The following is a 22607-nucleotide window of genomic DNA, read 5'->3' as shown; positions in this document are numbered from 1 at the left end:
CCGCACGAGGACGAGGCCACTCGGCCGCGTACTGTTGCTGAGGTCATCAGGCCCGACGCCGTGCCGGTCTCCCGCAAGGGGGGCGGAATCGCCCGGGTACGGTGAGCACGAGGGAGCGCCCGCTCCCGGACGCGCTCCGCAGCCCGCGGACGCGCCGGGGACGGTCACCGCACACCACACGTGGATGTCCTACGGTGGACACCCGCGTGAGTCATGAGACACACACGAACGAGACGGAGGAATTGTGGCCCTTCCCCAGTTGACCGATGAGCAGCGTGCCGCTGCTCTGGAGAAGGCGGCTGCCGCCCGTCGCGCCCGGGCTGAGCTCAAGGAGCGCCTGAAGCGTGGTGGCACCGACCTCAAGCAGGTGCTCAAGGATGCCGAGAGTGACGAGATCCTCGGCAAGATGAAGGTCTCGGCGCTGCTCGAGGCCCTGCCCAAGGTCGGCAAGGTCAAGGCTCAGGAGATCATGACCGAGCTGGAGATCGCCCCGACGCGTCGCCTGCGTGGTCTCGGAGACCGCCAGCGCCGCGCACTGCTCGAGCGGTTCGACTTCACGGTCGACTGATCGACGTATGAACACACCGTCGTCCGGGGACTCGTCCCCGGAAGCGGCGGCGAAGAGGGGCCGGCTGATCGTCTTGGCCGGCCCCTCCGCCGTCGGTAAGTCAACCGTCGTGGCGCGCCTTCGCGATCGCGTCCCGGGCCTCTTCTTCAGCGTGTCGATGACCACCCGGGACCCCCGTCCCGGGGAGGTCGACGGACGCGACTACCACTTCGTCAGTACGGAGGAGTTCCGTCGTGCCGTCGAACAGGGCCGGATGCTCGAGTGGGCAGAGATCCACCGCGGTCTTCAACTCTCGGGCACCCCAGCGGAGCCGGTTCGTGAGGCACTCGCTCAGGGGCGTCCGGTCCTGATCGAGGTCGATCTCGCCGGCGTCCGGCAGATCCGGGACTCCATTCCGGAGGGGCGGACCGTGTTCCTGTCGCCCCCCTCGTGGGAGGAGCTCGAAGTCCGTCTGCGGGGCAGAGGTACCGAACCGCACGAGGTCGTCGCCCGCAGGCTCGAGACCGCCAAGGTCGAGATGGCCGCGCGGGAGGAGTTCGACGAGGTCGTCGTCAACGACGAACTCGAGGCCGCGGTGGATGAGTTGGTATCATTGCTGGTCGGCCAAGACTGACGCCGAATCCGACGCCCGAGCACCACCCAGGCCAGAGCACCACCCAGGCTGGACCCCAGAGGAGAACCCATAGTGGCCACCATCGAAGCCGCACCGGCAGCGCCGTTGTACGACACCCCGATTGGGATCACCAATCCGCCGATCGACGAGCTCCTCGAGCGGGCGTCCTCCAAGTACGCTCTGGTGATCTTCGCCGCCAAGCGCGCTCGTCAGATCAACTCGTACTACAACCAGATCGAAGAGGGCATCCTCGAGTACGTCGGCCCGCTGGTCGACCCGGCGCTCCACGAGAAGCCGCTGACCATCGCGTTGCGCGAGCTCCATTCCGACCTGCTCGACTGCGCCGAGGGAGAGTGACCCCTCCCGGGGGCGATGGGCGCCGCGCCCGCGTCGTCGTCGGCGTCGGGGGCGGGATCGCCGCCTACAAATCCTGTGGCCTGATCAGACTCCTCACCGAGTCCGGATGCCACGTCGACGTCGTCCCCACCGAGGCGGCCCTGAATTTCGTCGGGTCCGCCACCTTCGAGGCCCTGTCGGGCAACCCGGTCTCGACCGGGGTGTTCTCCGACGTGCCGTCGGTCCGCCACGTCGCCCTCGGGCAGCGGGCGGACCTCGTCGTGGTCGCCCCCGCGACCGCAGACCTGCTCGCGCGGGTCGCCTCCGGGCGCGCGGACGACCTGCTCACCTCCACCCTGCTGACTGCCCGGTGCCCCGTCCTGCTCGCGCCGGCGATGCACACCGAGATGTGGGAGCACCCGGCGACGAGGCGCAACGTCGACACCCTCCGGGGTGATGGCGTCCACGTCATGCCCCCCGCGTCCGGGAGACTCACCGGGGCCGACACCGGCGCCGGCCGGCTGCCCGAGCCCGCCGACATCGCCCGTCTGGCGAGGCTGCTGCTCGACGGCGGGACCCTCCCGTGGGACCTGGCCGGAAAGCGGGTCGTGGTGACGTCCGGCGGGACCCGCGAGGAGATCGATCCCGTGCGGTTCCTCGGCAACCGCAGCTCCGGGAAGCAGGGGCACGCGATCGCCGCGGTCGCGGCTGCGCGGGGAGCGCAGGTCACCCTCGTGACCTCCTCCGACTTGCCGGTGCCGGCCGCCGTGGAGGCGATCCGGATCGACTCGGCCCTCGAGATGCGGGACGCCACCCTCTCGGCCGCGGCCGACGCCGATGTGGTGATCAAGGCCGCGGCGGTGGCCGACTTCCGCCCGACCGACGTGTCGTCCTCCAAACTCAAGAAGGACAGTGGATCCGAACCGGCCCAGATCCGGTTGGAACGTAATCCGGACATCCTCGCCGGGCTCGTCGCGGCCCGCGCGTCCGGGGAGATCCCCGCGGGCTGCGTGCTGGTGGGGTTCGCCGCCGAGACCGGGGATTCCACGGGGTCCGTCCTCGAGCACGGTCGGGCGAAGCTCGCCCGGAAGGGGTGTGACCTCCTCGTCGTCAACGAGGTCGGGCGGGGCACCACCTTCGGCCAGGACGTCAACGGCGGCTGGATCCTCGACGCCGCGGGCGGGGAGGTGTCGGTGGACAGGGCGAGCAAGGATCTCCTGGCCAGCCGGATCCTCGACGCCGTGGTGTCCTGGGCCGCGGCCCCATCCGCGCGGACCACCACGGACCGCACCGACTAGTCTGTCCCCACGCGATCGACCGATCACACGCATCCGGCACCAGGAAGAGAGAACCACAGTGACGCAGGCACGTCGGCTGTTCACCAGCGAGTCCGTGACCGAGGGGCATCCGGACAAGATCTGTGACGCGATCTCCGATGCCATCCTGGACGCGATGCTGACGCAGGACCCCGAGGCCCGCGTCGCCGTGGAGACGATGGTGACCACCGGGATGGTGCACGTGGCTGGTGAGGTCAAGACGAGTGGGTACGTCGAGATCCCGCAGCTCATCCGCGAGAAGATCGTGGAGGTCGGCTACGACTCCTCCGACAAGGGTTTCGACGGCGTCTCCTGTGGTGTCTCGATCTCGATCGGACAGCAGTCCCCCGAGATCGCCCAGGGTGTGGACACCTCCCACGAGGCACGGACTTCCAGCGATCCGGTCGAGGACGCGATCGCCCGGCAGGGCGCCGGCGACCAGGGCCTGATGTTCGGCTACGCGTGCTCAGACACCCCGGAACTCATGCCGTTGCCCATCGCGTTGGCCCACCGCCTCTCGCGGCGGCTGACCGAGGTGCGCAAGGACGGCACCCTGCCGTACCTCCGCCCGGACGGCAAGACCCAGGTGACCATCGAGTACGACGGCGAGCGCGCGGTCCGGCTGGACACGATCGTCATCTCCACGCAGCACGCCCCCGAGATCGACCTGGAGACGACGCTGCGCGACGACCTCACCGAACACGTGATCGGGCCGGTCCTGGCCGACGCCGCGTCCGGTATCGAGACCGGTGACTTCCGCCTCCTGGTCAACCCGACGGGTCGGTTCGTCCTGGGCGGCCCGATGGGCGACGCCGGCCTGACCGGGCGCAAGATCATCGTGGACACCTACGGCGGGATGGCCCGTCACGGGGGCGGTGCGTTCTCCGGCAAGGACCCGTCCAAGGTCGACCGATCGGCGGCCTACGCCATGCGGTGGGTCGCCAAGAACATCGTCGCGGCCGGGCTGGCCGAGCGTGTCGAGGTCCAGGTCGCGTACGCGATCGGCAAGGCCGCCCCGGTGGGGCTGTTCGTGGAGGCGTTCGGGACCGAGAAGGTCGATATCGCGGTCCTGCAGGAGGCGGTCACCTCGGTGTTCGATCTGCGTCCCGGTGCGATCATCCGCGACCTCGACCTCAAGCGTCCGATCTACGCCGGAACGGCGGCCTACGGTCACTTCGGCCGGACCGACCTGGACCTGCCCTGGGAGAGGACCGACCGCGTCGACGAACTCAAGCAGGCCGTCGGGCGCTGACGACCGCCCCGGGTGTCGGATCGGGGTGCGAGGATCCGAGACCGTGACCACGACTCGCCCGGCGGCCCGGGTCGCGGCGGCTGACGCCCCCGTGGCCCGGGTGCTGCCGCTGCTCGGAGTTCCGCACCTGGACCGGGAGTTCGACTACCTGGTCCAGGAGTCCCTGGCCGATCAGGCGGTCCCGGGGACGCGCGTCCGGGTGCGGTTCGCGGGCCGTCTGGTCGACGGGTTCCTCATCGAGCGCTCGGACCAGTCGGATCACTCCGGGGACCTGGCCTGGCTGGAGCGCGTGATCTCGCCGGAGCCCGTGCTGACGCCGCAGTTGCTCCGACTCGTCGAACTGGTCGCCCGCAGGTGGGTGGGCATGCGTTCGGACGTCCTCCGGTTGGCCATCCCCCCGCGGCACGCGGCGGCCGAGAAATCGGTGCCCGACCCGCAGCCCCCGCAGGGGGTGACGGAGGGGCCGGTCGAGATACCCACCGGCTGGGCCGACCACCCGATGGTGGTCCGCTTCCTCGACGCGGCGACAGGTGGGGTCCCGGCGCGGGCCGTGTGGACCGTGCCACCGGGACGGGACTGGGCACGGGCGTTGGCCGTGCTGGCGGACTCCGTCAGGCGCAGAGGTCTGCAGGTGTTGCTGATCGTCCCGGACCAGCGGGACGTCGACCGGTTGACCGCCGAATGCCGACAGGTCGTGGGCGGGGGCGCCGCCGGGCGGGACCTCGTGGTCGACCTGTCGGCGGGTATCGGCCCCTCGGCCCGGTACCGGCGATGGCTGCGGGCCGTCCGGGGGCACGCGAGGATCGTGGTCGGGACGCGCAGCGCCGTGTTCGCTCCGCTCCCGGAGCTCGGTCTGATCGTGCTGCACGACGACGGCGACGACTCGTTCGTGGAGCCGCGAGCCCCCTATCCCCATACGAGGGAGGTGGCGGCGCAGCGGTCGGTGCTCGACGGCACGCCGCTGCTCCTGAGTTCGGTGGACCGGACCCCGGAGGTGGCCGAGTACGTGCGGTCGGGATGGGCGCACGAGATCCGGCCCGAGCCCGGCCTCGTCCGCGCTCTCGCCCCGCGCGTCGTCGCGTTCACGGACGCGGATCCGACCCAGGCCCGCGACGTGGCCGGCGGCCGGACCCGACTGCCCGCCGTGGCGGTGACGATGGCCCGGGAGGCCGTCGACGTGGACGCGCCGGTGCTGGTCCAGGTGCCGCGGAAGGGATACATCCCGACCCTGCTGTGCGGGTCGTGTCGGACCCCGGCCCGGTGTCGCCGGTGTAACGGACCGCTGCGAGCGGGGCGGATGGACGCGGTGCACGGGCCCGTGGATCTGGCCTGCGGCTGGTGCGGGGCCCCCGAGCCGGGCTTCCGGTGCGTGGCCTGTGGGTCCCGGGCCCTGCGCGCGGGGGTCGTGGGAACGGGGAGGACGGCAGAGGAGCTCGGCCGGATGTTTCCCGGTGTCAGGGTCCGGACGAGCGGGGGAGGGGAGATCCTCGAGACCGTGCCCGCGGCCCCCGCCATCATCGTGTCCACCCCCGGCGCCGAACCGGTCGCCGAGGGCGGGTACGGCGCGGCGTTGCTCCTGGACTCCTGGGCTCTTCTCGGACGACCCGACCTGCGGGCGGTGCAGAACGCTCTGCGGTTCTGGGTGGGTGCGGCCTCGCTCGTCCGGCCGGCCGCTGACGGGGGCCGAGTGTTCCTGTCGGCGGACTCCGGGTCCCCGGTCGCGCAGGCTCTCGTGCGATGGGACCCTCAGGGGTGGGCTGCACGCGAACTCGCCGACCGCGCCGAGGTGGGGTTTCCGCCCGCGGTCCACATGGTGGCCGTGGACGGCCCGGCCACGGCCCTGTCGGCCATCCTCGACGAGCTCAGGCTCCCGGACGAGGTCGAGGTACTCGGCCCGGTCGATCTCCCCCCGGGAGAGGAGTTGCCCGGCCACGACGGCGTGGTCGACCCCGAGAGGGTGCTGCTCCGCGTTCCGCCCGCCCTCCTCGCCGCGGTCTCCACGGAGCTGCGAGCGGTCGTGGTGGCGCGGTCCGGTCGTCGGAACGCGGAGCCCGTCCGGGTGCGACTCGACCCGGTCCACATCGGCTGAGCGGCCCGTGCGGTGGGTCGGCCCGCGAGCACCTAGAATGGTCATTCACCCTGTCCCCGTCCGCGAGGAGTTCAGATCCGCATGGCCGTCCATCCCGTCCGGCTCTTCGGTGACCCCGTCCTGAGGACCCCGACCGATCCCGTGACCTCGTTCGACGACAGACTGGCCCGGACAGTGGCCGATCTCATGGACACCGTTCGCCACGAGGAGGGAGCCGGGTTGGCGGCGCCGCAGATCGGTGTGTCCACCCGGGTGTTCGTCTACACCTGTGGTGGACGGGAAGGCCACCTGGTCAATCCGGAGTGGGAACCGATCGGTGACGAGAAGACGCACGTCAACGAGGGGTGCCTGTCGATTCCCGGGGTCTCGGAGCCCACGGAGCGCTACGCCCGTGTCCTCGCGCGTGGCGTGGACGTGAACGGGGAGCCGGTGAGCTTCGAGGCGGACGGGATCCTCGCCCGCGCGGTGCAGCACGAGACCGACCACCTCGACGGCATCCTGTTCCTCCAGCGTCTCACCCCGGACCGGCGACGATCGGCGATGGCCGGGATCCGCGCGTCCGGTTGGTTCGGTAGCGACGCCATCCGCGATGGGGTCGTCTACGAGCGGCTCGCCGACGCCATGGCGGTGAGGTGAGCGGTGCGTCTCGTCTTCGCCGGCACCCCGCAGGCGGCCGTCCCGTCACTCGAGGCACTCGTGAGCTCGGACCGACACGAGGTGGTGGCGGTGGTCTCGCGACCCGACGCCAGGACCGGTCGTGGCCGGAGTCTGTCCCGTAGTGCCGTGGCCGCTGCCGCCGACGAGGCGGGCATCGAGGTCCTCACCCCGCCGAACGCGCGTGACCCGCAGTTCGCCGAGCGGCTCCGCGACCTCGCGCCGGAGGCGGTCCCGGTGGTCGCCTACGGGCACCTGGTGCCCCGGCCCGTCCTGGACATCCCCACCCACGGGTGGGTGAACCTCCACTTCTCGCTGTTGCCCGCGTGGCGAGGTGCCGCACCGGTCAACGCCGCCATCGAGGCGGGAGACGAGATGACCGGGGCCACGACCTTCCTGCTCGACGAGGGGATGGACACCGGTCCGGTCCTCGGGACGATGACCGAGACGATCCGGCCTCGCGACACCGCCGGCGACCTGCTCGATCGACTGTCGGCCTCCGGCGCGGACCTTCTCGTGGCCACCCTCGACGCCATCGAGGCCGGGGAGGTTCGCGCCGTCCCGCAGCCGGCGGACGGGATCTCGCGGGCGGGGAAGATCACGGTGGACGACGCTCGTGTGCGATGGGCTGCTCCGGCCCTGGCGGTGGACCGTCACATCCGATCGGTCACCCCGGCTCCGGGAGCGTGGACCACTCTCGCCGGGGAGCGGGTCAAGATCGGCTCCACGGCGTTCCCGGAACAGGGGGAGACGGCCCTGGCGCCCGGTCGGATCCGGCTCGACAAGCGGTCTCTGCTCGTCGGCACGGCCACCACACCGGTGGCGGTGGAGTCCCTACAACCACCGGGGAAGAGGATGATGAACGCGGTCGACTGGGCACGCGGAGCCCGACTCGATGACGGGGCGGAGTTCGTATGAGCGCGGAGGGCGCGCGACGCCGGGGCCCCGGGGGCGGCCGGAAGGACGGCAGCAGGCAGGGCGGCGGCAAGCAGGGTGGCGGCCAGCAGGGCAGGACCAGCCAGGGCGGCGGCAAGCAGGGCAGCACGCGGCAGAGCGGCGGGCGACGGGACGCGCCCCGATCCGCCGGCCCCCGACGTGACAGCCCGGCACCTCGGCAGGTCCGCCCTGACGCCAGGACCGTCGCCCTCAGCGTGATGTCGGCGGTTCGCGAGCGCGCGGCGTACGCGAACCTCCTGCTCCCCTCCGAGCTCACCAAAGCGCGACTCGACACCCGGGACGCGGCTCTGGCCACCGAGCTCACCTACGGCACGCTCCGGACGCAGGGGTTGCTGGACCGCATCATCGCGGAGGCGGCCGGCCGGCCGGTCGAGGAGATCGACCCACCGGTCCTGGACCTGGTGAGCCTGGGCGCCTATCAGTTGCTGTTCACCCGGATCGGGGCGCACGCGGCCGTCGACACGAGCGTGGAGGCGGCGCGGACCCTGGGGCTGGGCCGGGCCGGGGCGTTCGTCAACGCAGTGCTGCGCAAGGTCTCCGCGCAGGATCTGGACAGCTGGGTCGAGGTGCTGCGGAAGGACGTGACCGATCCCGTCGCCCGGTTGGCCGTGGGCACCGCACACCCCGAGTGGATCGCGCGCGCGTTCGCGGAGTCCCTCGGGGCGAACGCTGGGGAGCTTCCCGAGCTGCTGGCGGCCGATGACGCGCGCCCAAAGGTGCATCTGGCGGCACTGCCGGGTGCCATCTCCGCCGAGGAACTCGCGTTGGTGACGGGCGGCAGTGAGGGCGTCGTGTCGCCGTACGCGGTCCACCTCGACTCGGGTGACCCCGGCGCCCTGGACGCGGTCAAAGACGGTCTCGCCACGGTGCAGGACGAGGGCAGCCAGGTCGTCGCGATCGCGGCCTCCCGTGCACCGCTCGTCGGCGAGGACGGGGGCCGGTGGTTGGATCTGTGCGCCGGCCCCGGGGGAAAGGCCGTCATGCTGGGCGCGTTGGCGGAGATCGAGGGTGCGACGGTGACCGGCGTCGAGGTCTCCGAACACCGGGCCGACCTCGTGCGACAGGCCACGCGCGACCTGCCGGTGACCGTACTCACCGCGGACGGCCGGGACCCCGGCCTCGAGCCGGGGTTCGATCGAGTCCTCCTCGACGCCCCGTGCTCGGGACTCGGTGCCCTCCGGCGGCGTCCCGAGGCCCGGTGGCGCAAGACGGCCGCAGACATCCCGGGGCTGGTGATCCTGCAGCGGGAACTGCTGGAGTCCGCACTGCGACTGGTCCGGCCCGGTGGAGTGGTGCTCTACGCCACGTGTTCCCCGCACCTGTCCGAGACGGTGTCGATGATCCGTGAGGCGAACCGGCGCGACGACGTCGAACTCCTCGACGTCCGCGAGATCCTGGAGGGGATCGACGGGACCTCTACCGAGGGCCTCGGAGACGGACCGTGGGTGCAGCTCTGGCCGCACCGGCACGGCACCGACGCGATGTTCATGGCGGGGTTGCGCAGGCTCGAATCGGCCCCCACGCCGGCGACACGAGAGGACTGACAGTCGATGCCGTCAGCAGAAACGGACCAGGGCCGGGTCGATGCGACTTTCCTCTCCGGCGGAACCGAGTGCGCGGCGTGGGTGTACCGCCCGGAGACCTCCACGGACCCCGGTGAGTCCGCCGCACCGGCCATCGTCATGGCGCACGGTCTCGGGTGTATCCGCGATCTCCGACTGCCCGCGTACGCCGAGCGCTTCCGCGAGGCCGGCTTCGTCGTCGTGGTCTTCGACTACCGGCACTTCGGCGCCAGCGACGGGCATCCCCGTCAGCTCCTCGACATCGGCCGTCAACTCGACGACTGGCGGTCCGCGCTCGCCTTCACCCGGTCACTGGCCGGAGTGGACCCGGACCGTGTCATCGCGTGGGGCACCTCGTTCTCGGGTGGCCACGTCATCACGCTCGCGGGCACCGGGGAACGACTCGCCGGGGTCGTCGCCCAGGTGCCGCACGTCAGTGGGCCGGCCGCGGTCCGGGCGACGCCGCTGCGCTCGGCGGTCAGGCTCACACCTGCGATCCTCGGCGACCTCTGGCGCGCGGCCCGGCGCCGGGAACCCCGGTACGTGCCGCTCGTCGCGAAGCCGGGGGAGGCCGGTGCCATGACCAGCCCGGACGCCGATCCCGCGGTCGACCGCCTGGTGGCGGACTCCGGACTGCGGCGCGGGGACTTCCCCGAGTACGTCGCCGGCCGGATCCTGATCCGCATCGGCTTCTATTCGCCGATCCGGCACGCGCAACGGATCACGTGCCCCGTTCTGGTGCAGATCGCCACCCGGGACGCCATCACGCCCGCGGCGACCGCGCGGCGGGCTGCGCAGCGGATGCCGCGCGGGAGGTATCTGGAGTACCCGTGCGAGCACTTCGACCCCTACGTCGATCCTCACTTCGAGCAGATCGTCGCCGACCAGTTGGAGTTCTGCCAGTCGCTGGTACGTCCGGCCTACTGAGAGTCCGGCCTACTGAGAGTCCGGGGCGGCTCCGGGCCACGCCCTGGGAAGTCCGCTCGCGCCCGCCCGCCTAGACTGGCCCGCATGTCGTACCAGCCGCTCATCGCGCCGTCGATCCTGTCCGCCGACTTCGCCCGCCTGGACCGGGAGATCGAGCGGATCCCCGCCGCGGACTGGATCCACGTCGACGTGATGGACGGCCACTTCGTCCCCAACCTGTCCTTCGGCGCCCCGGTCGCGAAGGCGGTCGGCGAGGTCACCGACAAGCCGATGGACTGCCACCTCATGATCGAGGACCCGGCACGGTGGGTGGGCGACTACGTCGACGCGGGTGCGGCCAGCATCACCTTCCACGTCGAGGCCACCGACGATCCGAGGGCCGTCGCGGATCTGCTGCACTCGCGCGGCTGCCGGGCCGGCATCTCCCTCAAGCCGGGCACGGCCGTGGAGCCGTACCTCGACCTGCTCGAGCACGTGGACATGGTTCTGGTGATGAGCGTCGAGCCCGGGTTCGGGGGCCAGTCGTTCATGCCGGAGGTGCTCGACAAGGTCCGCACGCTGCGCGCGGAGATCGACCGGCGCGGGCTCGACGTGCTGATCCAGATCGACGGTGGCATCGACTCGCGCACCATCGGGGACGCCGCCTCCGCGGGCTGCGACGTCTTCGTCGCCGGATCCGCCGTCTACGGCGCGCCCGACCCCGACGCCATGATCGAGACCCTGCGCGCGGGGGCCGCGGCCGCGCGGGCGTGACGATGACGCACGCGCCCGACGGCGGACGGCGCCGCCGCGAGCGCGAGGTCCTGGCCGACGCGATCGCACTGTCCCGATCCGCTCTCGGGGTCAGCACCCCGAACCCCCCGGTGGGCGCCGTGGTACTCGACACCGCGGGTGAGGTGGTCGGCCGCGGGGCGACCGAGGCGCCCGGGGGTCGGCACGCCGAGGTCGTCGCCCTCGACGAGGCCGGCGAGCGGGCCCGGGGCGGCACACTCGTAGTCACCCTCGAGCCCTGTGACCACCGGGGCCGCACCGGTCCCTGTTCCGCGCGGGCCCTCGCCGCGGGCGTCGCGCGCGTGGTCTACGCCGTGCGGGATCCGAACCCCCTCGCCGCCGGTGGGGCGGAGACGTTGCGGCGGGCCGGGGTGGACGTGGCGCTGGCCGACGACGACGAGGTGGCCGCCGCCGAACAGGGTCCGCTGAGGGCGTGGCTGCACCGCCAACGCTCGGGCCGGCCGTACGTCACCTGGAAGTACGCGGCCACCCTGGACGGCCGGGTGGCCGCGGCCGACGGCAGCAGCCGATGGATCACCGGCCCCGAGTCACGCCATCACGTGCACGGACGACGGCAGGAGATCGACGTCGTCGTCGTCGGTTCGGGGACCCGCGCCGCCGACGACCCCTCGCTCACCGCCCGGTCCGACGACGGGGCGCCCACGGATCGGCAACCACTCCGGGCCGTGATGGGACTGACCCCGGTGCCCCCGGACGCCGCCGTGCGGGGTTCCGACGGCCGGTTCCGGCACCTGGCCACCCGCGATCCCGCGGAGGCGCTCGCGATGCTCGGCGACGTCCAGCACGTCCTGGTCGAGGGCGGCCCCCGTCTGGCCGGGGCGTTCCTCGCCGCCGGGCTCGTCGACGAGGTCGAGGCCTACCTCGCCCCGATCGTGCTGGGCGGTGGCCGGTCCGCCGTCGAGGAGGCCGGTGTGGGCACGATGATCGACGCCCACGGCTTCGAGGTGCGCGAGTCCGCGACCCTGGGGCGCGACGTCTATCTCCGAATGACCCGAAGACCCGCATGACCACACCCACGAGAGGACCGCTCTGATGTTCACCGGAATAGTCGAGGAACTCGGCACGCTGGACTCCGTCGACACGGTGGGGGACTCCGCGCGTCTGCGGATCCTCGGACCACTCGTCACATCCGACGCCGGACACGGCGACTCGATCTCCGTCAACGGCGTCTGCCTGACCGTCACGGAGTTCACCCCCGGTGTGGGATTCGAGGCCGACGTGATGGCCGAGACCCTCGACCGCACCGCCCTGGGTGCGCTGCGTCCCGGGGATCCGGTGAACCTGGAGCGCGCTATGCGCGCGGACGCTCGCTTCGGAGGTCACATCGTCCAGGGACATGTCGACGGTACCGGCACCCTGATCAGCAGGACCGAGCACGCCAGGTGGCACGTGCTGCGCCTCTCGATGCCGCCGGAGCTGTCCCGCTACGTGGTCGAGAAGGGATCCATCACCGTCTCGGGAACCTCGCTCACGGTGTCGGCGGTCAGTCCGCTCGAGCAGCGGGAGCCGTGGTTCGAGGTCTCGCTCATCCCCACCACGCTCGAGGACACGATCCTCGGGGGTCTGTCCCGGGGAGGCCGGGTCAACCTGGAGGTCGACGTCCTGGCCAAGTACGTCGAGCGTCTCCTCGGCGGACGCGGTGAGCGGACCCCGTGAGCGGATGAGCCATACTTGTGGCCGTGCCCGCGGACGCCGCCCGGGTGTGTTGAGTACCGAGGAGAACCCGCAGCAGTGACCACCTTCGACGGCATCGACCGCGCCATCGCCGACATCGCGGCGGGACGAGCCGTCGTCGTGGTGGACAGCGAGGACCGGGAGAACGAGGGCGACCTGATCTTCGCCGCCGAACTCGCGACCCCCGAGCTGATGGGTTTCCTCGTCCGATACTCGTCCGGATACGTGTGCGTGACGCTCGAGGCCGAAGACTGCCTCCGCCTCGATCTCCCGCCGATGCGGGCCATCAACGAGGACCGGCACGACACCGCCTACACCGTCACCGTGGACGCCCGCGTCGGTGTCTCGACCGGCATCTCCGCCGCCGACAGGGCGCGCACCGCCCGCATGCTGGCCTCCGCCGATGCCGTTCCCGGAGACTTCACGCGACCCGGCCACGTGGTACCGCTGCGCGCGCGGCCCGGTGGGGTGCTCACCCGGCCCGGCCACACGGAGGCCGCGGTCGACCTCGCGCGACTCGCCGGTCTGCGCCCGGCGGGGGTGATCTGCGAGATCGTCTCCGAGGACGACCCGACCACCATGGCCCGGACCCCGGAACTCCGACGCTTCGCCGATGAGCACGGGCTCGCGATGATCACGATCGAGGCGCTGCAGGACTGGCGCCGCGCGCACGAGGTGCAGGTGGTCCACGAGGCGGCCGCCCGGATCCCCACCCCGGCCGGGACGATGACCGCTCACGGATACCGCGACGTCATCCAGGGGGTCGAGCACGTGGCCATGGTCGCCGGAGACATCTCAGGCGCGGAGCCGGTGTCGGTTCGCGTCCACTCCGAGTGCCTCACCGGAGACGTCTTCCACTCGCTGCGCTGCGATTGCGGTCCACAGCTCGACGCTGCCGTCGCCTCGGTGTGCGAGGAGGGCCGCGGGGTCGTCCTCTACATGAGGGGTCACGAGGGCCGGGGGATCGGCCTGGTCCAGAAGCTCCGCGCCTATCAGTTGCAGGACGACGGCCGCGACACCGTGGACGCCAATCTGGACCTCGGTCTTCCGGCCGACGCCCGGGACTTCAGCCTGGCCGCGCAGATGCTTCGGGATCTCGGGGTGACGCGAGTGCGTCTGATGACCAACAACCCCGCCAAGGCCGACGCCCTCCGTGCGGGCGGCGTCGAGGTGGTCTCACGGGTTCCCATGCCCACCGCGGTGACCCCGGAGAACCTCCGGTACCTGCGGACCAAGCGGGACCGGATGGGCCATCTGCTCGAGGGCCTCGACGACGGCGTCGACATGAACGCGAACGGCCCCAGCGCGAACGACCCCAGCACGAACGGAGAGGATCGGCGATGAGCGGCACCGGTAGGCCGGAGTTGGTGATCCCCGACGCCCGCGGCCTGCGGCTGGGCGTCGTGGCCTCCACCTGGCACGACGAGATCTGTGCGCAACTCATGGAGCGCGCACTCGCGGTGGCCGAGGCCTCCGGTGCGGTCGTGTCCGTCGCCCGCGTCACGGGGGCCGTCGAGCTCCCGGTGGTCGCACAGGAGCTCGCGAGGTCCCACGACGCCGTGGTGGCGCTCGGGGTGGTCATCCGGGGCTCCACACCGCACTTCGACTACGTCTGCCGCTCGGTGACCGACGGCCTGACCCGGATCGCGCTCGACGAGGCGACCCCGGTGGCCCACGGGGTGCTCACCACGGAGAACGAGGCCCAGGCCCGCGACCGCGACGGGCACGACGGCGCCGCGGAGGACAAGGGCGGCGAGGCGGTCGCGGCCGCACTCGGCGCGGCCGTCACCCTGCGCGACCTTCGGGCGGGGCGATGAGCGAGCACCGGGATCTCGAGCACGGGGATCTCGAGTACCGGGATTTCGAGCACCGCCCACGGCGTCTCCGGATCGCCGTGATCGCGCTGGCTGTCCTCATCGTCCTCGCGCACGTCCTCTGGGCAGTCCTGCTGGTCCGTGACGACACCGGGGTCACCATCGGTGTCGCCGACCAGCTCGCCTTCGTGATGATCGGCCTGATCTTCGCCGGCGTCCTGCTCTCCCTCCTCAGGATCAGGGTGCGGGTGGGTGAACAGGGCGTCGAGGTCCGCGGGCCCCTGAGGACCCGGCAGTGGGACTGGCCGGACATCGTGGGGATCACGTTCCCCCGGTCCAGCATGTGGCCACGGCTCGAACTTCCCGCCTACGAGCACGTCGGGATCTGGGCCATCCTGACGGTCGACGGGCAGGAGGCGGTCGACGCCATGGGTTCCCTGCGCGAGACGATCCGCCGGTACAAGCCCTCGGCCGCCGATCCCGAGACCGTCGCCGACCGCTGAGGCGTCGTGGCCGATCCCCGCACGTACCGTCCGTCACCCGGCTCCATCCCCACCGAGCCGGGGGTCTACCGCTTCCGCGACGACCAGGGTCGCGTCATCTACGTGGGCAAAGCCAAGAACCTGCGCAGCCGGATCGGGTCGTACTTCGCCGACCTCACCCTTCTCCACCCGCGTACCAGGCAGATGGTCACCGCCGCGGCGGGCGTCCAGTGGACCGTCGTCTCCACCGAGGTGGAGGCGCTGCAGCTGGAGTACACGTGGATCAAGAAATACGACCCCCGCTTCAATGTCCGGTACCGGGACGACAAGACCTATCCCCTCCTGGCGGTGACGGTGGGGGAGGAGTTCCCCCGCGCGTTCGTCTACCGCGGTCCGCGACGGGCCGGGACCCGGTACTTCGGTCCGTATTCCCACGCATGGGCGATCCGGGACACGCTCGACACCCTCCAACGGGTCTTCCCGGTGAGGTCGTGCACGGCCGGGGTGTTCAGGCGACAGGCCCAGTTGGGCCGCCCCTGTCTGCTCGGGTACATCGACAAGTGCGCCGCGCCCTGCATCGGACGGGTGACGGCTGAGGAACACCGCCGGATCGTCGACGAGCTCTGCGATTTCCTCGCCGGACGCACCGACGTCATCATGAAGCGGATCGGGGCGCGGATGCTCGAGGCGTCCGAGGACCTGGACTTCGAGCGCGCGGCCCGGCTCCGGGACGACCTCGGCGCGATGAGGCGGGCCATGGAGAAGCAGGCCGTCGTCCTGGGTGACGGTACCGACGCCGACGTCGTGGGTGTCGAGGTCGACGAGCTGGAGGTGTCCGTCCAGGTCTTCCACGTCCGGAGCGGGCGGATCAGGGGCCAACGCGGGTGGGTGGTCGAACACGCGCACGGAGTGGACCGCGACGGCCGGTTCGATCCGGTGCTCGCCGTGCCGGGCGTCGTCTCGGACTACCTCGCCCAGTTCTACGGCGGGGAGGCCGAGCTGGCCGGGGCAACCGACTCCGGTGCCGATCTCGCTGCCGCCGTGCCGCGGGAGGTGTTGGTGCCGGCGCTGCCCGAGGACGCGGACGAGCTCGCCGACTGGCTCTCGGGCCTTCGTGGATCACGCGTGTCGCTGCGAATCCCGCGGCGGGGCGACAAGCGGTCGTTGGCGGAGACCGTCCGTCGTAACGCGGCGGAGGCGCTGACCCAGCACAAGCTGCGCCGCAGTGGTGACCTGACCGCGCGCTCGGCCGCCCTGCAGGAGATCCAGGAGACCCTGGAACTCGATACCGCGCCGCTCCGCATCGAGTGCGTGGACATCTCCCACACCCAGGGCACCGACGTCATGGCCTCACTGGTGGTGTTCGAGGACGGGCTCCCCCGCAAGAGTGACTACCGGCTCTACCGCATCCGGGAGGCGGCCGGCGACGGGCACTCCGACGACGTCGCGAGCATCGCCGAGGTGACCCGCCGTCGATTCCGGCGGCACCACGAGGAACCGGTGGTGACCCCGGATGACGCCGACGGGCCCGTCGACGACCGGGCGGAAGCGGGCGAGGGAGCGACCGGGAAGACCGTGCCCACCCGACGATTCGCCTACCCGCCCCAGCTCTTCGTAGTCGACGGTGGCCGACCCCAGGTGGAGGCCGCCGCCGGGGTTCTGTCCGAGCTGGGTGTCAACGACGTCCCGGTGATCGGCATCGCCAAACGTCTCGAGGAGATCTGGCTGCCGGGAGAGGAGTACCCGGTCATCTTCCCCCGGCACGGCGAGGGATTGTTCCTGCTGCAACGGCTCCGCGACGAAGCGCACCGCTTCGCGATCCGGGCCCACAGGGGAGCCAGGTCCCGCCGGATGACGACGTCGATCCTCGACGACGTGCCCGGGCTCGGGCCCTCACGCCGGGCGGCGCTGTTGGAGAAGTTCCCCACCGTCTCGGCCCTCCGCGCCGCCGGGGTGGACGACCTCTGCGCGGTCCCGGGTATCGGCCCCGCGGTCGCGGCGGCGATCCGCGCGACCCTGGGATCGCCGGACGCCCCGCCCGCGGACGCGCCGGGTACAGACGGGCCGGGTACAGACGGGCCGGGTACGGACGGTGCACGCGCGGACATGGGAGACTCGGACCGTGAGGTCGACGACGACCAGACGAGCGACTCGAGGTGAACCATGGGCGTGAACGATGAGGGACGCGAACTCCTGCTCATCTGCGGGATGTCCGGCGCGGGCAAGGGCACGGCGTCGAAGGTGCTCGAGGAGTTCGGCTGGTACGTCGTGGACAACCTCCCGCTCCGGTTCGTCGGGGAGCTGGTGGATCGTCTCGCCGAGGCCCGCGAGGAGCCCAGGAGGTTCGCGATCGTCGCGGACGTCCGCAGTCTGGGATTCGACGAGCACATCGGAGAACTGTTGGGGCGCTTCGACGGTCGCCCCGAGGCGAGGATCCTCTTCCTGGACGCCTCGGACGAGGCCCTGGTCAAGCGGTTCAACAACGTCCGGCGATCCCACCCGTTGCAGTCGGGGGACGGTCTGATCGACGGCATCCAGCGGGAGCGCAAGGTGCTGGAGGGGATTCGCGGACGCGCGGACGTGGTGGTCGACACCACCTCGTTGAGCGTCCACGATCTCCGGCACCGACTCGAGAAGCCGTTCGGCGACCTGGGCTTCGATTTCCACCTCACCGTCGAGTCCTTCGGCTTCAAGTACGGGGTGCCGGTCGACGTGGACATGCTGCTCGACATGCGGTTCTTGCCCAACCCGCACTGGATTCCCGAACTCCAGGCGCACACCGGCCGCGAGAAGCCGGTCCAGGATTACGTCCTGGCGGATCCGTCGATCGAGGAGTACCTGCGCGCGGCGGTCTCGATGATCGGTCTGGCGATGACCGGCTATCGGCGCGAGGGCAAGCGGTACATGACCATCGCGGTGGGGTGCACCGGCGGCAAACACCGCAGCGTCGCGATCTCCGAATCCCTGGCCGGGAGACTGACCGGCCTCGATTCCGTCGACGTCCACGTCCGCCACCGTGATCTCGGACGCGAGTGATCAGATGACAGGTCAGACCACGGCGGGAGGGCCGGACCGGCTGGGGTCGCTCGTCGCCCTCGGCGGGGGTCACGGGTTGTCCGCCACCCTCCGCGCCGGGCGTATGGTCGCCGACCACGTGACCGCGGTGGTGACCGTGGCGGACGACGGTGGCTCGTCCGGCCGCCTTCGTCGCGAACTCGACATCCTGCCGCCCGGCGACCTCCGGATGGCGCTGTGCGCACTCGCGGCCGAGGACGACGAGCACGGACAGCTGACGAGCCTGTTCCAGCACCGCTACGGGGGAACCGGGGCGCTGGCGGGACACGCTGTGGGGAACCTCGTCTTCGCGGGGTTCTGGGAGCTGCTCGGGGACCCCGTCAAGGCGCTCGACGCCGTCGGGGCGATGCTCGGGGTGACCGGCCGTGTGCTCCCCATGTCACCGGTCGCCCTGGACATCGCCGCGGAGGTCGTCGGACTGGAAGCCGACCCCCGCGTGGTGCGCACGATCATCGGCCAGGTCGCGGTGGCCACCACGCCCGGGAGTGTGCGCCGGGTGCGGCTCATCCCCGCCGACCCGCCCGTGGCGGACGGCGTCGTGGAGGCGATCGAGGCCGCGGACATGGTCGTGCTGGGGCCGGGCTCGTGGTTCACGAGTGTCATCCCGAACGTGTTGGTCCCGGACATCGCCTCCGCATTGGCCCGCACGTCTGCGACCAGGGCGCTCGTGCTCAACCTGGCGCCGCAGGTCGGCGAGACCGCCGGGTTCTCCGCCGAGCAGCATCTCCACGTGTTGCGCCAGCACGCACCCGCGGTCGACGTGGACGTGGTGCTGGTGGACCCGCGGATGCCACTGAGCGACACCGAACGTGAACACCTCGACCGGGCGGCGGCGGGCCTGGGGGCGCGGGTCATGGTGGCGGACATCGCCCGGACCGCACCGGATGGGACGATGAAGCCCGTGCACGACCCCGCTCTGCTCGCCCGGGCGCTCGCCGCCACGGTGACGGCGGGGGCCGACGGATGACCGGAGAACGAAGGAGCAGGGCGTGTCACTGACCGCACAGGTCAAGTCCGAGCTGGTGAGGGTCCCGGTCGGGAACTCGGAGACCAGGAAGGCGGAGATCGCCTCGCTCCTGCGTTTCGCGGGCACCCTCCAGGTCCTCTCCGGCCGCCTCGTGATCGAGGCGGAGGTTGATTCGGGGGAGATCGCGGAACGACTGTCCGGCGAGCTCGACTCGCTGTTCTCCGTGCCCTGCGAGATCCACCCGATCGGGGGAAGCGGCGGCAAGCCGGCCCGGAAGTTCGTCCTCCGGGTGATCGACCGGGGAGCGGACCTGACCCGCCAGCTCGGACTGGTCGACGCCGCCGGCCGCACCGTCAGGGGACTGCCCGCCGCCGTGGTCGGGGGATCCGTGGCGGCGGCGGAGGCCTCGTGGCGGGGGGCGTTCCTCGCCCACGGTTCCCTCACCAAACCCGGGCGGTCGTCGGCGCTGGAGGTCACGGCGCCCGGCGCGGAGGCGGCGATGGCCCTGGTCGGCGCAGCGCGTCGCCTCGGGGTGACGGCCAAGGCCCGCGAGGTCCGTGGTGGTGACCGGGTGGTGATCCGCGACGGGGAGGCGATCGGCATCCTGCTCGCGCGGATGGGGGCGTCCGCGACCAGGGACATCTGGGAGGAGCGGCGTTCCCGCGGAGAGGTACGGGCGACCGCCAACCGACTCGCCAACTTCGACGACGCCAATCTCCGCAGGTCGGCCCGGGCAGCGGTGGCGGCGGCCGCACGCGTCCAGCGGGCACTCGAGATCCTCGCCGAGGACGTGCCCGACCACCTGCTGGCCGCGGGCGAGCTGCGGGTCCAACACCGTCAGTCCTCCCTCGAGGAACTGGGGCAGCTCGCCGACCCCCCGATGACCAAGGACGCGGTGGCCGGTCGGATCCGCCGTCTGTTGTCCATGGCCGACCGCAAGGCCGCCGATCTGGGTATCCCGGACACCGAGTCCGTCGTGACCGAGGACATGCTGGACGAAGACTGATCCGCGGCCTGTGGACCCTGCACAGCCCCCACCTGGGGCGGGTAGTCTGGGTCACGCCCCGGGCACCACCCCGCCCTTCAGGGTTCTTTCTCGCACCACCTATAAGGAGACATCACGTGACCGTGCGCGTAGGCATCAACGGATTCGGACGTATCGGCCGCAACTTCTACCGCGCGGTGGAGGCGCTGAAGGCCGAGGGCAAGACCGATATCGAGATCGTGGCCGTCAACGACCTCACCACGAACGACATGCTCGCTCATCTGCTCAAGTACGACTCCATCCTCGGTCGCCTCGGCAAGGACGTGACGTTCGACGACGAGTCCATCACGGTCGGTGGGGCCAGGATGGGCGCGCTCGCGGTCAAGGAGGGCCCCTCCGCGGTGCCGTGGGGCGACTACGACGTCGACGTCGTGGTCGAGTCCACCGGCATCTTCACCTCCGCCGAGAAGGCCCGCGGGCACCTCGAGGGCGGGGCGAAGAAGGTCATCATCTCCGCGCCGGCCTCGGGCGAGGACATCACGATCGTCATGGGTGTCAACGACGACCAGTACGACGGTTCGCAGACGATCATCTCCAACGCGTCCTGCACGACCAACTGCCTCGCACCGGTGGCCAAGGTCCTGTCCGACGAGTTCGGGATCGTCAAGGGCCTCATGACCACGATCCACGCCTACACCCAGGACCAGAACCTGCAGGACGCCCCCCACAAGGACCCGCGTCGTGCCCGCGCCGCCGCGATCAACATGGTGCCCACCTCCACCGGTGCCGCCAAGGCCGTCTCGCTGGTCCTGCCCGAGCTCAAGGGCAAGTTCGACGGGTACGCCGTGCGCGTCCCGCTGCCCACCGGCTCCCTCACCGACCTCACCGTCGAGCTCGAGAAGAAGGCCTCCGTCGAGGAGGTCAACGCCGCGATCAAGGCGGCCGCCGAGGGTCCGATGAAGGGGATCCTCAAGTACACCGAGGACCCGATCGTCTCCTCCGACATCGTGACCGACCCGCACTCCTCGATCTTCGACGCCCAGCTGACCAAGGCCATCGACGGCCAGATCAAGATCGCCTCCTGGTACGACAACGAGTGGGGCTACTCCAACCGCCTCGCCGACCTCGTCGGCCTGGTCGGCAAGTCGCTGTAAGAGCCCTCGGGCCTGACGACCCCGCACCACACCGGGCCCGGCCCGGGAACGCCCAGAGCGTCCCGGCCGGGCCCGCTGTACATCAGCCCGCACCACCGCATCCAGACCACACCATCACCGTCCACCCGACAGGAGCCCCACCCCATGGCAGTGAGCACACTCCAAGACCTGCTGGACGCCGGCGTCGAAGGTCGCAAGATCCTCGTCCGCTGCGACCTCAACGTCCCGCTCGACGGATCGACCATCACCGACTCCGGCCGGATCTCGGCGTCACTGCCCACTCTGAACGCGCTGCTCGACGCCGGCGCCGCGCTGGTGATCACGGCGCACCTCGGTCGGCCGAAGGGTGAGGCGGATCCGGCGCTCTCGCTGGCTCCCGTCGCGGAGAAATTGGGCGACGAGCTCGGCCGCTACGTGCAGCTGGCGGGAGACGTGGTGGGTCCCGATGCCCGTGAGCGCGCCAACGGGCTGACCGACGGCGACGTGCTCCTGGTCGAGAACATCCGCTTCGATCCGCGGGAGAACAGCAAGGACTCCGCGGAGCGTGCCGCGTTGGCGGCCGACCTGGCGAGCCTCGTCGGGCCGGACGGAGCGTTCGTCTCCAACGGGTTCGGTGTGGTGCACCGCGCGCAGGCCTCGGTCTGCGACATCGCCGAGGTCCTCCCCGCCTACGCCGGTGATCTAGTGCAGAGCGAGGTCGAGGTCCTCGCCGATCTGACCGGCGACACCGCGCGGCCCTACGCGGTGGTCCTCGGTGGGTCCAAGGTCTCGGACAAGCTCGCGGTGATCGAGGCACTGGCCCCCAAGGTCGACACGCTGGTCATCGGTGGCGGCATGTGCTTCACCTTCCTCGCCGCCCAGGGGCACGGAGTCGGATCCTCCCTCCTCCAGGAGGAGATGATCGACACCTGCAAGGACCTGCTCGACAGGTTCGGCGACGTGATCACCCTGCCGGTCGACGTGGTGGCGGCCGACGGGTTCTCCGCCGATGCCGCGCACACCACGGTGCCGACCGACGCGATCCCCGACGGCACGATGGGACTCGACATCGGACCGGCGTCCGTGGCGCTGTTCACGGAGAAGCTGTCCGCCGCCAAGACCGTCTTCTGGAACGGCCCGATGGGCGTGTTCGAGTTCGAGGCGTTCTCGGCCGGCACCCGGGGCGTCGCCGAGGCGATCATCGCCGCGACCCGTGACGGTGCGTTCTCCGTGGTGGGGGGCGGTGACTCCGCGGCGGCCGTCCGGACGCTCGGGCTCGGGGAGGAGAACTTCTCCCACATCTCGACAGGGGGCGGCGCCTCGCTCGAGTATCTCGAGGGCAAGGAGCTCCCGGGGGTCACCGCCCTCGAACGCAGCAACTGATCCGCTATCGCCTACGCACAGGAGAGAC

Annotated in this window: 22 protein-coding genes; all 22 read left to right on the top strand. The window is 71.1% G+C overall.

Annotation, left to right across the window (positions count from 1 at the left end; all coding sequences use genetic code 11):
* Positions 1-244: 244 nt before the first annotated feature.
* A complete protein-coding gene (mihF, locus tag H483_RS29165; RefSeq protein WP_007631925.1) occupies positions 245-568 on the top strand; it encodes an integration host factor, actinobacterial type in 324 nt (107 codons plus the stop codon).
* Positions 569-575: 7 nt separating this feature from the next.
* A complete protein-coding gene (gene gmk / locus H483_RS29160) occupies positions 576-1181 on the top strand; it encodes a guanylate kinase (protein ID WP_017836842.1) in 606 nt (201 codons plus the stop codon).
* Between the two features lie 72 nt (positions 1182-1253).
* On the top strand, positions 1254-1538 hold the full coding sequence (gene rpoZ / locus H483_RS29155) for a DNA-directed RNA polymerase subunit omega (RefSeq protein ID WP_017836841.1): 285 nt from the start codon (positions 1254-1256) through the stop codon (positions 1536-1538).
* Positions 1535-2815 carry a bifunctional phosphopantothenoylcysteine decarboxylase/phosphopantothenate--cysteine ligase CoaBC gene (gene coaBC / locus H483_RS29150; RefSeq protein ID WP_017836840.1) on the top strand — a complete coding sequence of 427 codons (1281 nt, stop codon included), beginning with the start codon at positions 1535-1537 and terminating at the stop codon, positions 2813-2815. Before rpoZ ends, coaBC begins: the two co-directional genes overlap by 4 nt.
* A gap of 58 nt (positions 2816-2873) precedes the next feature.
* Complete coding sequence (gene metK / locus H483_RS29145) at positions 2874-4085, top strand: methionine adenosyltransferase (RefSeq protein ID WP_017836839.1); 1212 nt, start codon at positions 2874-2876, stop codon at positions 4083-4085.
* 43 nt (positions 4086-4128) lie between these two features.
* Positions 4129-6174, top strand: a complete 2046-nt coding sequence (locus H483_RS29140; protein ID WP_017836838.1) for a primosomal protein N' — start codon at positions 4129-4131, stop codon at positions 6172-6174.
* 81 nt (positions 6175-6255) lie between these two features.
* Positions 6256-6810 (top strand): peptide deformylase, encoded by a 555-nt coding sequence (gene def, locus H483_RS29135; protein WP_017836837.1) that lies wholly within the window; start codon positions 6256-6258, stop codon positions 6808-6810.
* A gap of 3 nt (positions 6811-6813) precedes the next feature.
* Complete coding sequence (fmt, locus tag H483_RS29130) at positions 6814-7746, top strand: methionyl-tRNA formyltransferase (protein ID WP_017836836.1); 933 nt, start codon at positions 6814-6816, stop codon at positions 7744-7746.
* On the top strand, positions 7743-9329 hold the full coding sequence (locus tag H483_RS29125) for an RsmB/NOP family class I SAM-dependent RNA methyltransferase (RefSeq protein ID WP_081615177.1): 1587 nt from the start codon (positions 7743-7745) through the stop codon (positions 9327-9329). Before fmt ends, H483_RS29125 begins: the two co-directional genes overlap by 4 nt.
* A 6-nt stretch (positions 9330-9335) precedes the next feature.
* Entirely contained in the window at positions 9336-10274 is a 939-nt protein-coding gene (locus H483_RS29120; protein WP_017836834.1) for an alpha/beta hydrolase, read from the top strand.
* Between the two features lie 84 nt (positions 10275-10358).
* A complete protein-coding gene (gene rpe / locus H483_RS29115; RefSeq protein WP_017836833.1) occupies positions 10359-11027 on the top strand; it encodes a ribulose-phosphate 3-epimerase in 669 nt (222 codons plus the stop codon).
* Between the two features lie 2 nt (positions 11028-11029).
* Positions 11030-12073, top strand: coding sequence for a bifunctional diaminohydroxyphosphoribosylaminopyrimidine deaminase/5-amino-6-(5-phosphoribosylamino)uracil reductase RibD (gene ribD / locus H483_RS29110; RefSeq protein WP_031264868.1), 1044 nt, complete (start codon positions 11030-11032; stop codon positions 12071-12073).
* Between the two features lie 25 nt (positions 12074-12098).
* Positions 12099-12722, top strand: coding sequence for a riboflavin synthase (locus H483_RS29105; RefSeq protein ID WP_017836831.1), 624 nt, complete (start codon positions 12099-12101; stop codon positions 12720-12722).
* A gap of 75 nt (positions 12723-12797) precedes the next feature.
* Positions 12798-14084, top strand: a complete 1287-nt coding sequence (locus tag H483_RS29100) for a bifunctional 3,4-dihydroxy-2-butanone-4-phosphate synthase/GTP cyclohydrolase II (RefSeq protein ID WP_017836830.1) — start codon at positions 12798-12800, stop codon at positions 14082-14084.
* Positions 14081-14557: a 6,7-dimethyl-8-ribityllumazine synthase gene (gene ribH, locus H483_RS29095; protein ID WP_017836829.1), complete on the top strand. Its 477-nt coding sequence runs from the start codon at positions 14081-14083 to the stop codon at positions 14555-14557. The genes H483_RS29100 and ribH overlap by 4 nt, the downstream gene beginning before the upstream one ends.
* On the top strand, positions 14554-15057 hold the full coding sequence (locus H483_RS29090) for a PH domain-containing protein (RefSeq protein WP_017836828.1): 504 nt from the start codon (positions 14554-14556) through the stop codon (positions 15055-15057). Before ribH ends, H483_RS29090 begins: the two co-directional genes overlap by 4 nt.
* Before the next feature lie 6 nt (positions 15058-15063).
* Positions 15064-17196, top strand: coding sequence for an excinuclease ABC subunit UvrC (gene uvrC, locus H483_RS29085; RefSeq protein WP_017836827.1), 2133 nt, complete (start codon positions 15064-15066; stop codon positions 17194-17196).
* A 3-nt stretch (positions 17197-17199) separates the two neighbouring features.
* Complete coding sequence (gene rapZ / locus H483_RS29080) at positions 17200-18072, top strand: RNase adapter RapZ (protein ID WP_017836826.1); 873 nt, start codon at positions 17200-17202, stop codon at positions 18070-18072.
* A 4-nt stretch (positions 18073-18076) separates the two neighbouring features.
* On the top strand, positions 18077-19078 hold the full coding sequence (gene yvcK, locus H483_RS29075) for a uridine diphosphate-N-acetylglucosamine-binding protein YvcK (RefSeq protein WP_031264867.1): 1002 nt from the start codon (positions 18077-18079) through the stop codon (positions 19076-19078).
* 22 nt (positions 19079-19100) lie between these two features.
* A complete protein-coding gene (whiA, locus tag H483_RS29070) occupies positions 19101-20084 on the top strand; it encodes a DNA-binding protein WhiA (protein WP_017836824.1) in 984 nt (327 codons plus the stop codon).
* A gap of 116 nt (positions 20085-20200) precedes the next feature.
* Complete coding sequence (gene gap / locus H483_RS29065; RefSeq protein WP_017836823.1) at positions 20201-21217, top strand: type I glyceraldehyde-3-phosphate dehydrogenase; 1017 nt, start codon at positions 20201-20203, stop codon at positions 21215-21217.
* Between the two features lie 144 nt (positions 21218-21361).
* The gene (gene pgk, locus H483_RS29060; RefSeq protein ID WP_017836822.1) at positions 21362-22579 is read left to right on the top strand and encodes a phosphoglycerate kinase; all 1218 of its coding nucleotides are present in this window, start codon (positions 21362-21364) and stop codon (positions 22577-22579) included.
* Positions 22580-22607 lie beyond the last annotated feature (28 nt).

This window comes from Dietzia sp. UCD-THP (assembly GCF_000349585.1).
GTDB classification, from domain to species: Bacteria; Actinomycetota; Actinomycetes; order Mycobacteriales; family Mycobacteriaceae; genus Dietzia; species Dietzia natronolimnaea_A.
Note: the sequence above shows the minus strand (reverse complement) of the source record. Positions and strands in the feature narration are given on the sequence as shown.

Bases quoted from the DNA above. Each gene is read 5' to 3' on its own strand.
- H483_RS29105 (WP_017836831.1), top strand. From the start codon at position 12,099: ATGTTCACCGGAATAGTCGAGGAACTCGGCACGCTGGACTCCGTCGAC.
- H483_RS29120 (WP_017836834.1), top strand. From the start codon at position 9,336: ATGCCGTCAGCAGAAACGGACCAGGGCCGGGTCGATGCGACTTTCCTC.
- gmk (WP_017836842.1), top strand. From the start codon at position 576: ATGAACACACCGTCGTCCGGGGACTCGTCCCCGGAAGCGGCGGCGAAG.
- ribH (WP_017836829.1), top strand. From the start codon at position 14,081: ATGAGCGGCACCGGTAGGCCGGAGTTGGTGATCCCCGACGCCCGCGGC.
- H483_RS29125 (WP_081615177.1), top strand. From the start codon at position 7,743: ATGAGCGCGGAGGGCGCGCGACGCCGGGGCCCCGGGGGCGGCCGGAAG.
- ribD (WP_031264868.1), top strand. From the start codon at position 11,030: ATGACGCACGCGCCCGACGGCGGACGGCGCCGCCGCGAGCGCGAGGTC.
- pgk (WP_017836822.1), top strand. From the start codon at position 21,362: ATGGCAGTGAGCACACTCCAAGACCTGCTGGACGCCGGCGTCGAAGGT.
- rapZ (WP_017836826.1), top strand. From the start codon at position 17,200: ATGGGCGTGAACGATGAGGGACGCGAACTCCTGCTCATCTGCGGGATG.
- H483_RS29090 (WP_017836828.1), top strand. From the start codon at position 14,554: ATGAGCGAGCACCGGGATCTCGAGCACGGGGATCTCGAGTACCGGGAT.
- rpe (WP_017836833.1), top strand. From the start codon at position 10,359: ATGTCGTACCAGCCGCTCATCGCGCCGTCGATCCTGTCCGCCGACTTC.
- def (WP_017836837.1), top strand. From the start codon at position 6,256: ATGGCCGTCCATCCCGTCCGGCTCTTCGGTGACCCCGTCCTGAGGACC.
- yvcK (WP_031264867.1), top strand. From the start codon at position 18,077: ATGACAGGTCAGACCACGGCGGGAGGGCCGGACCGGCTGGGGTCGCTC.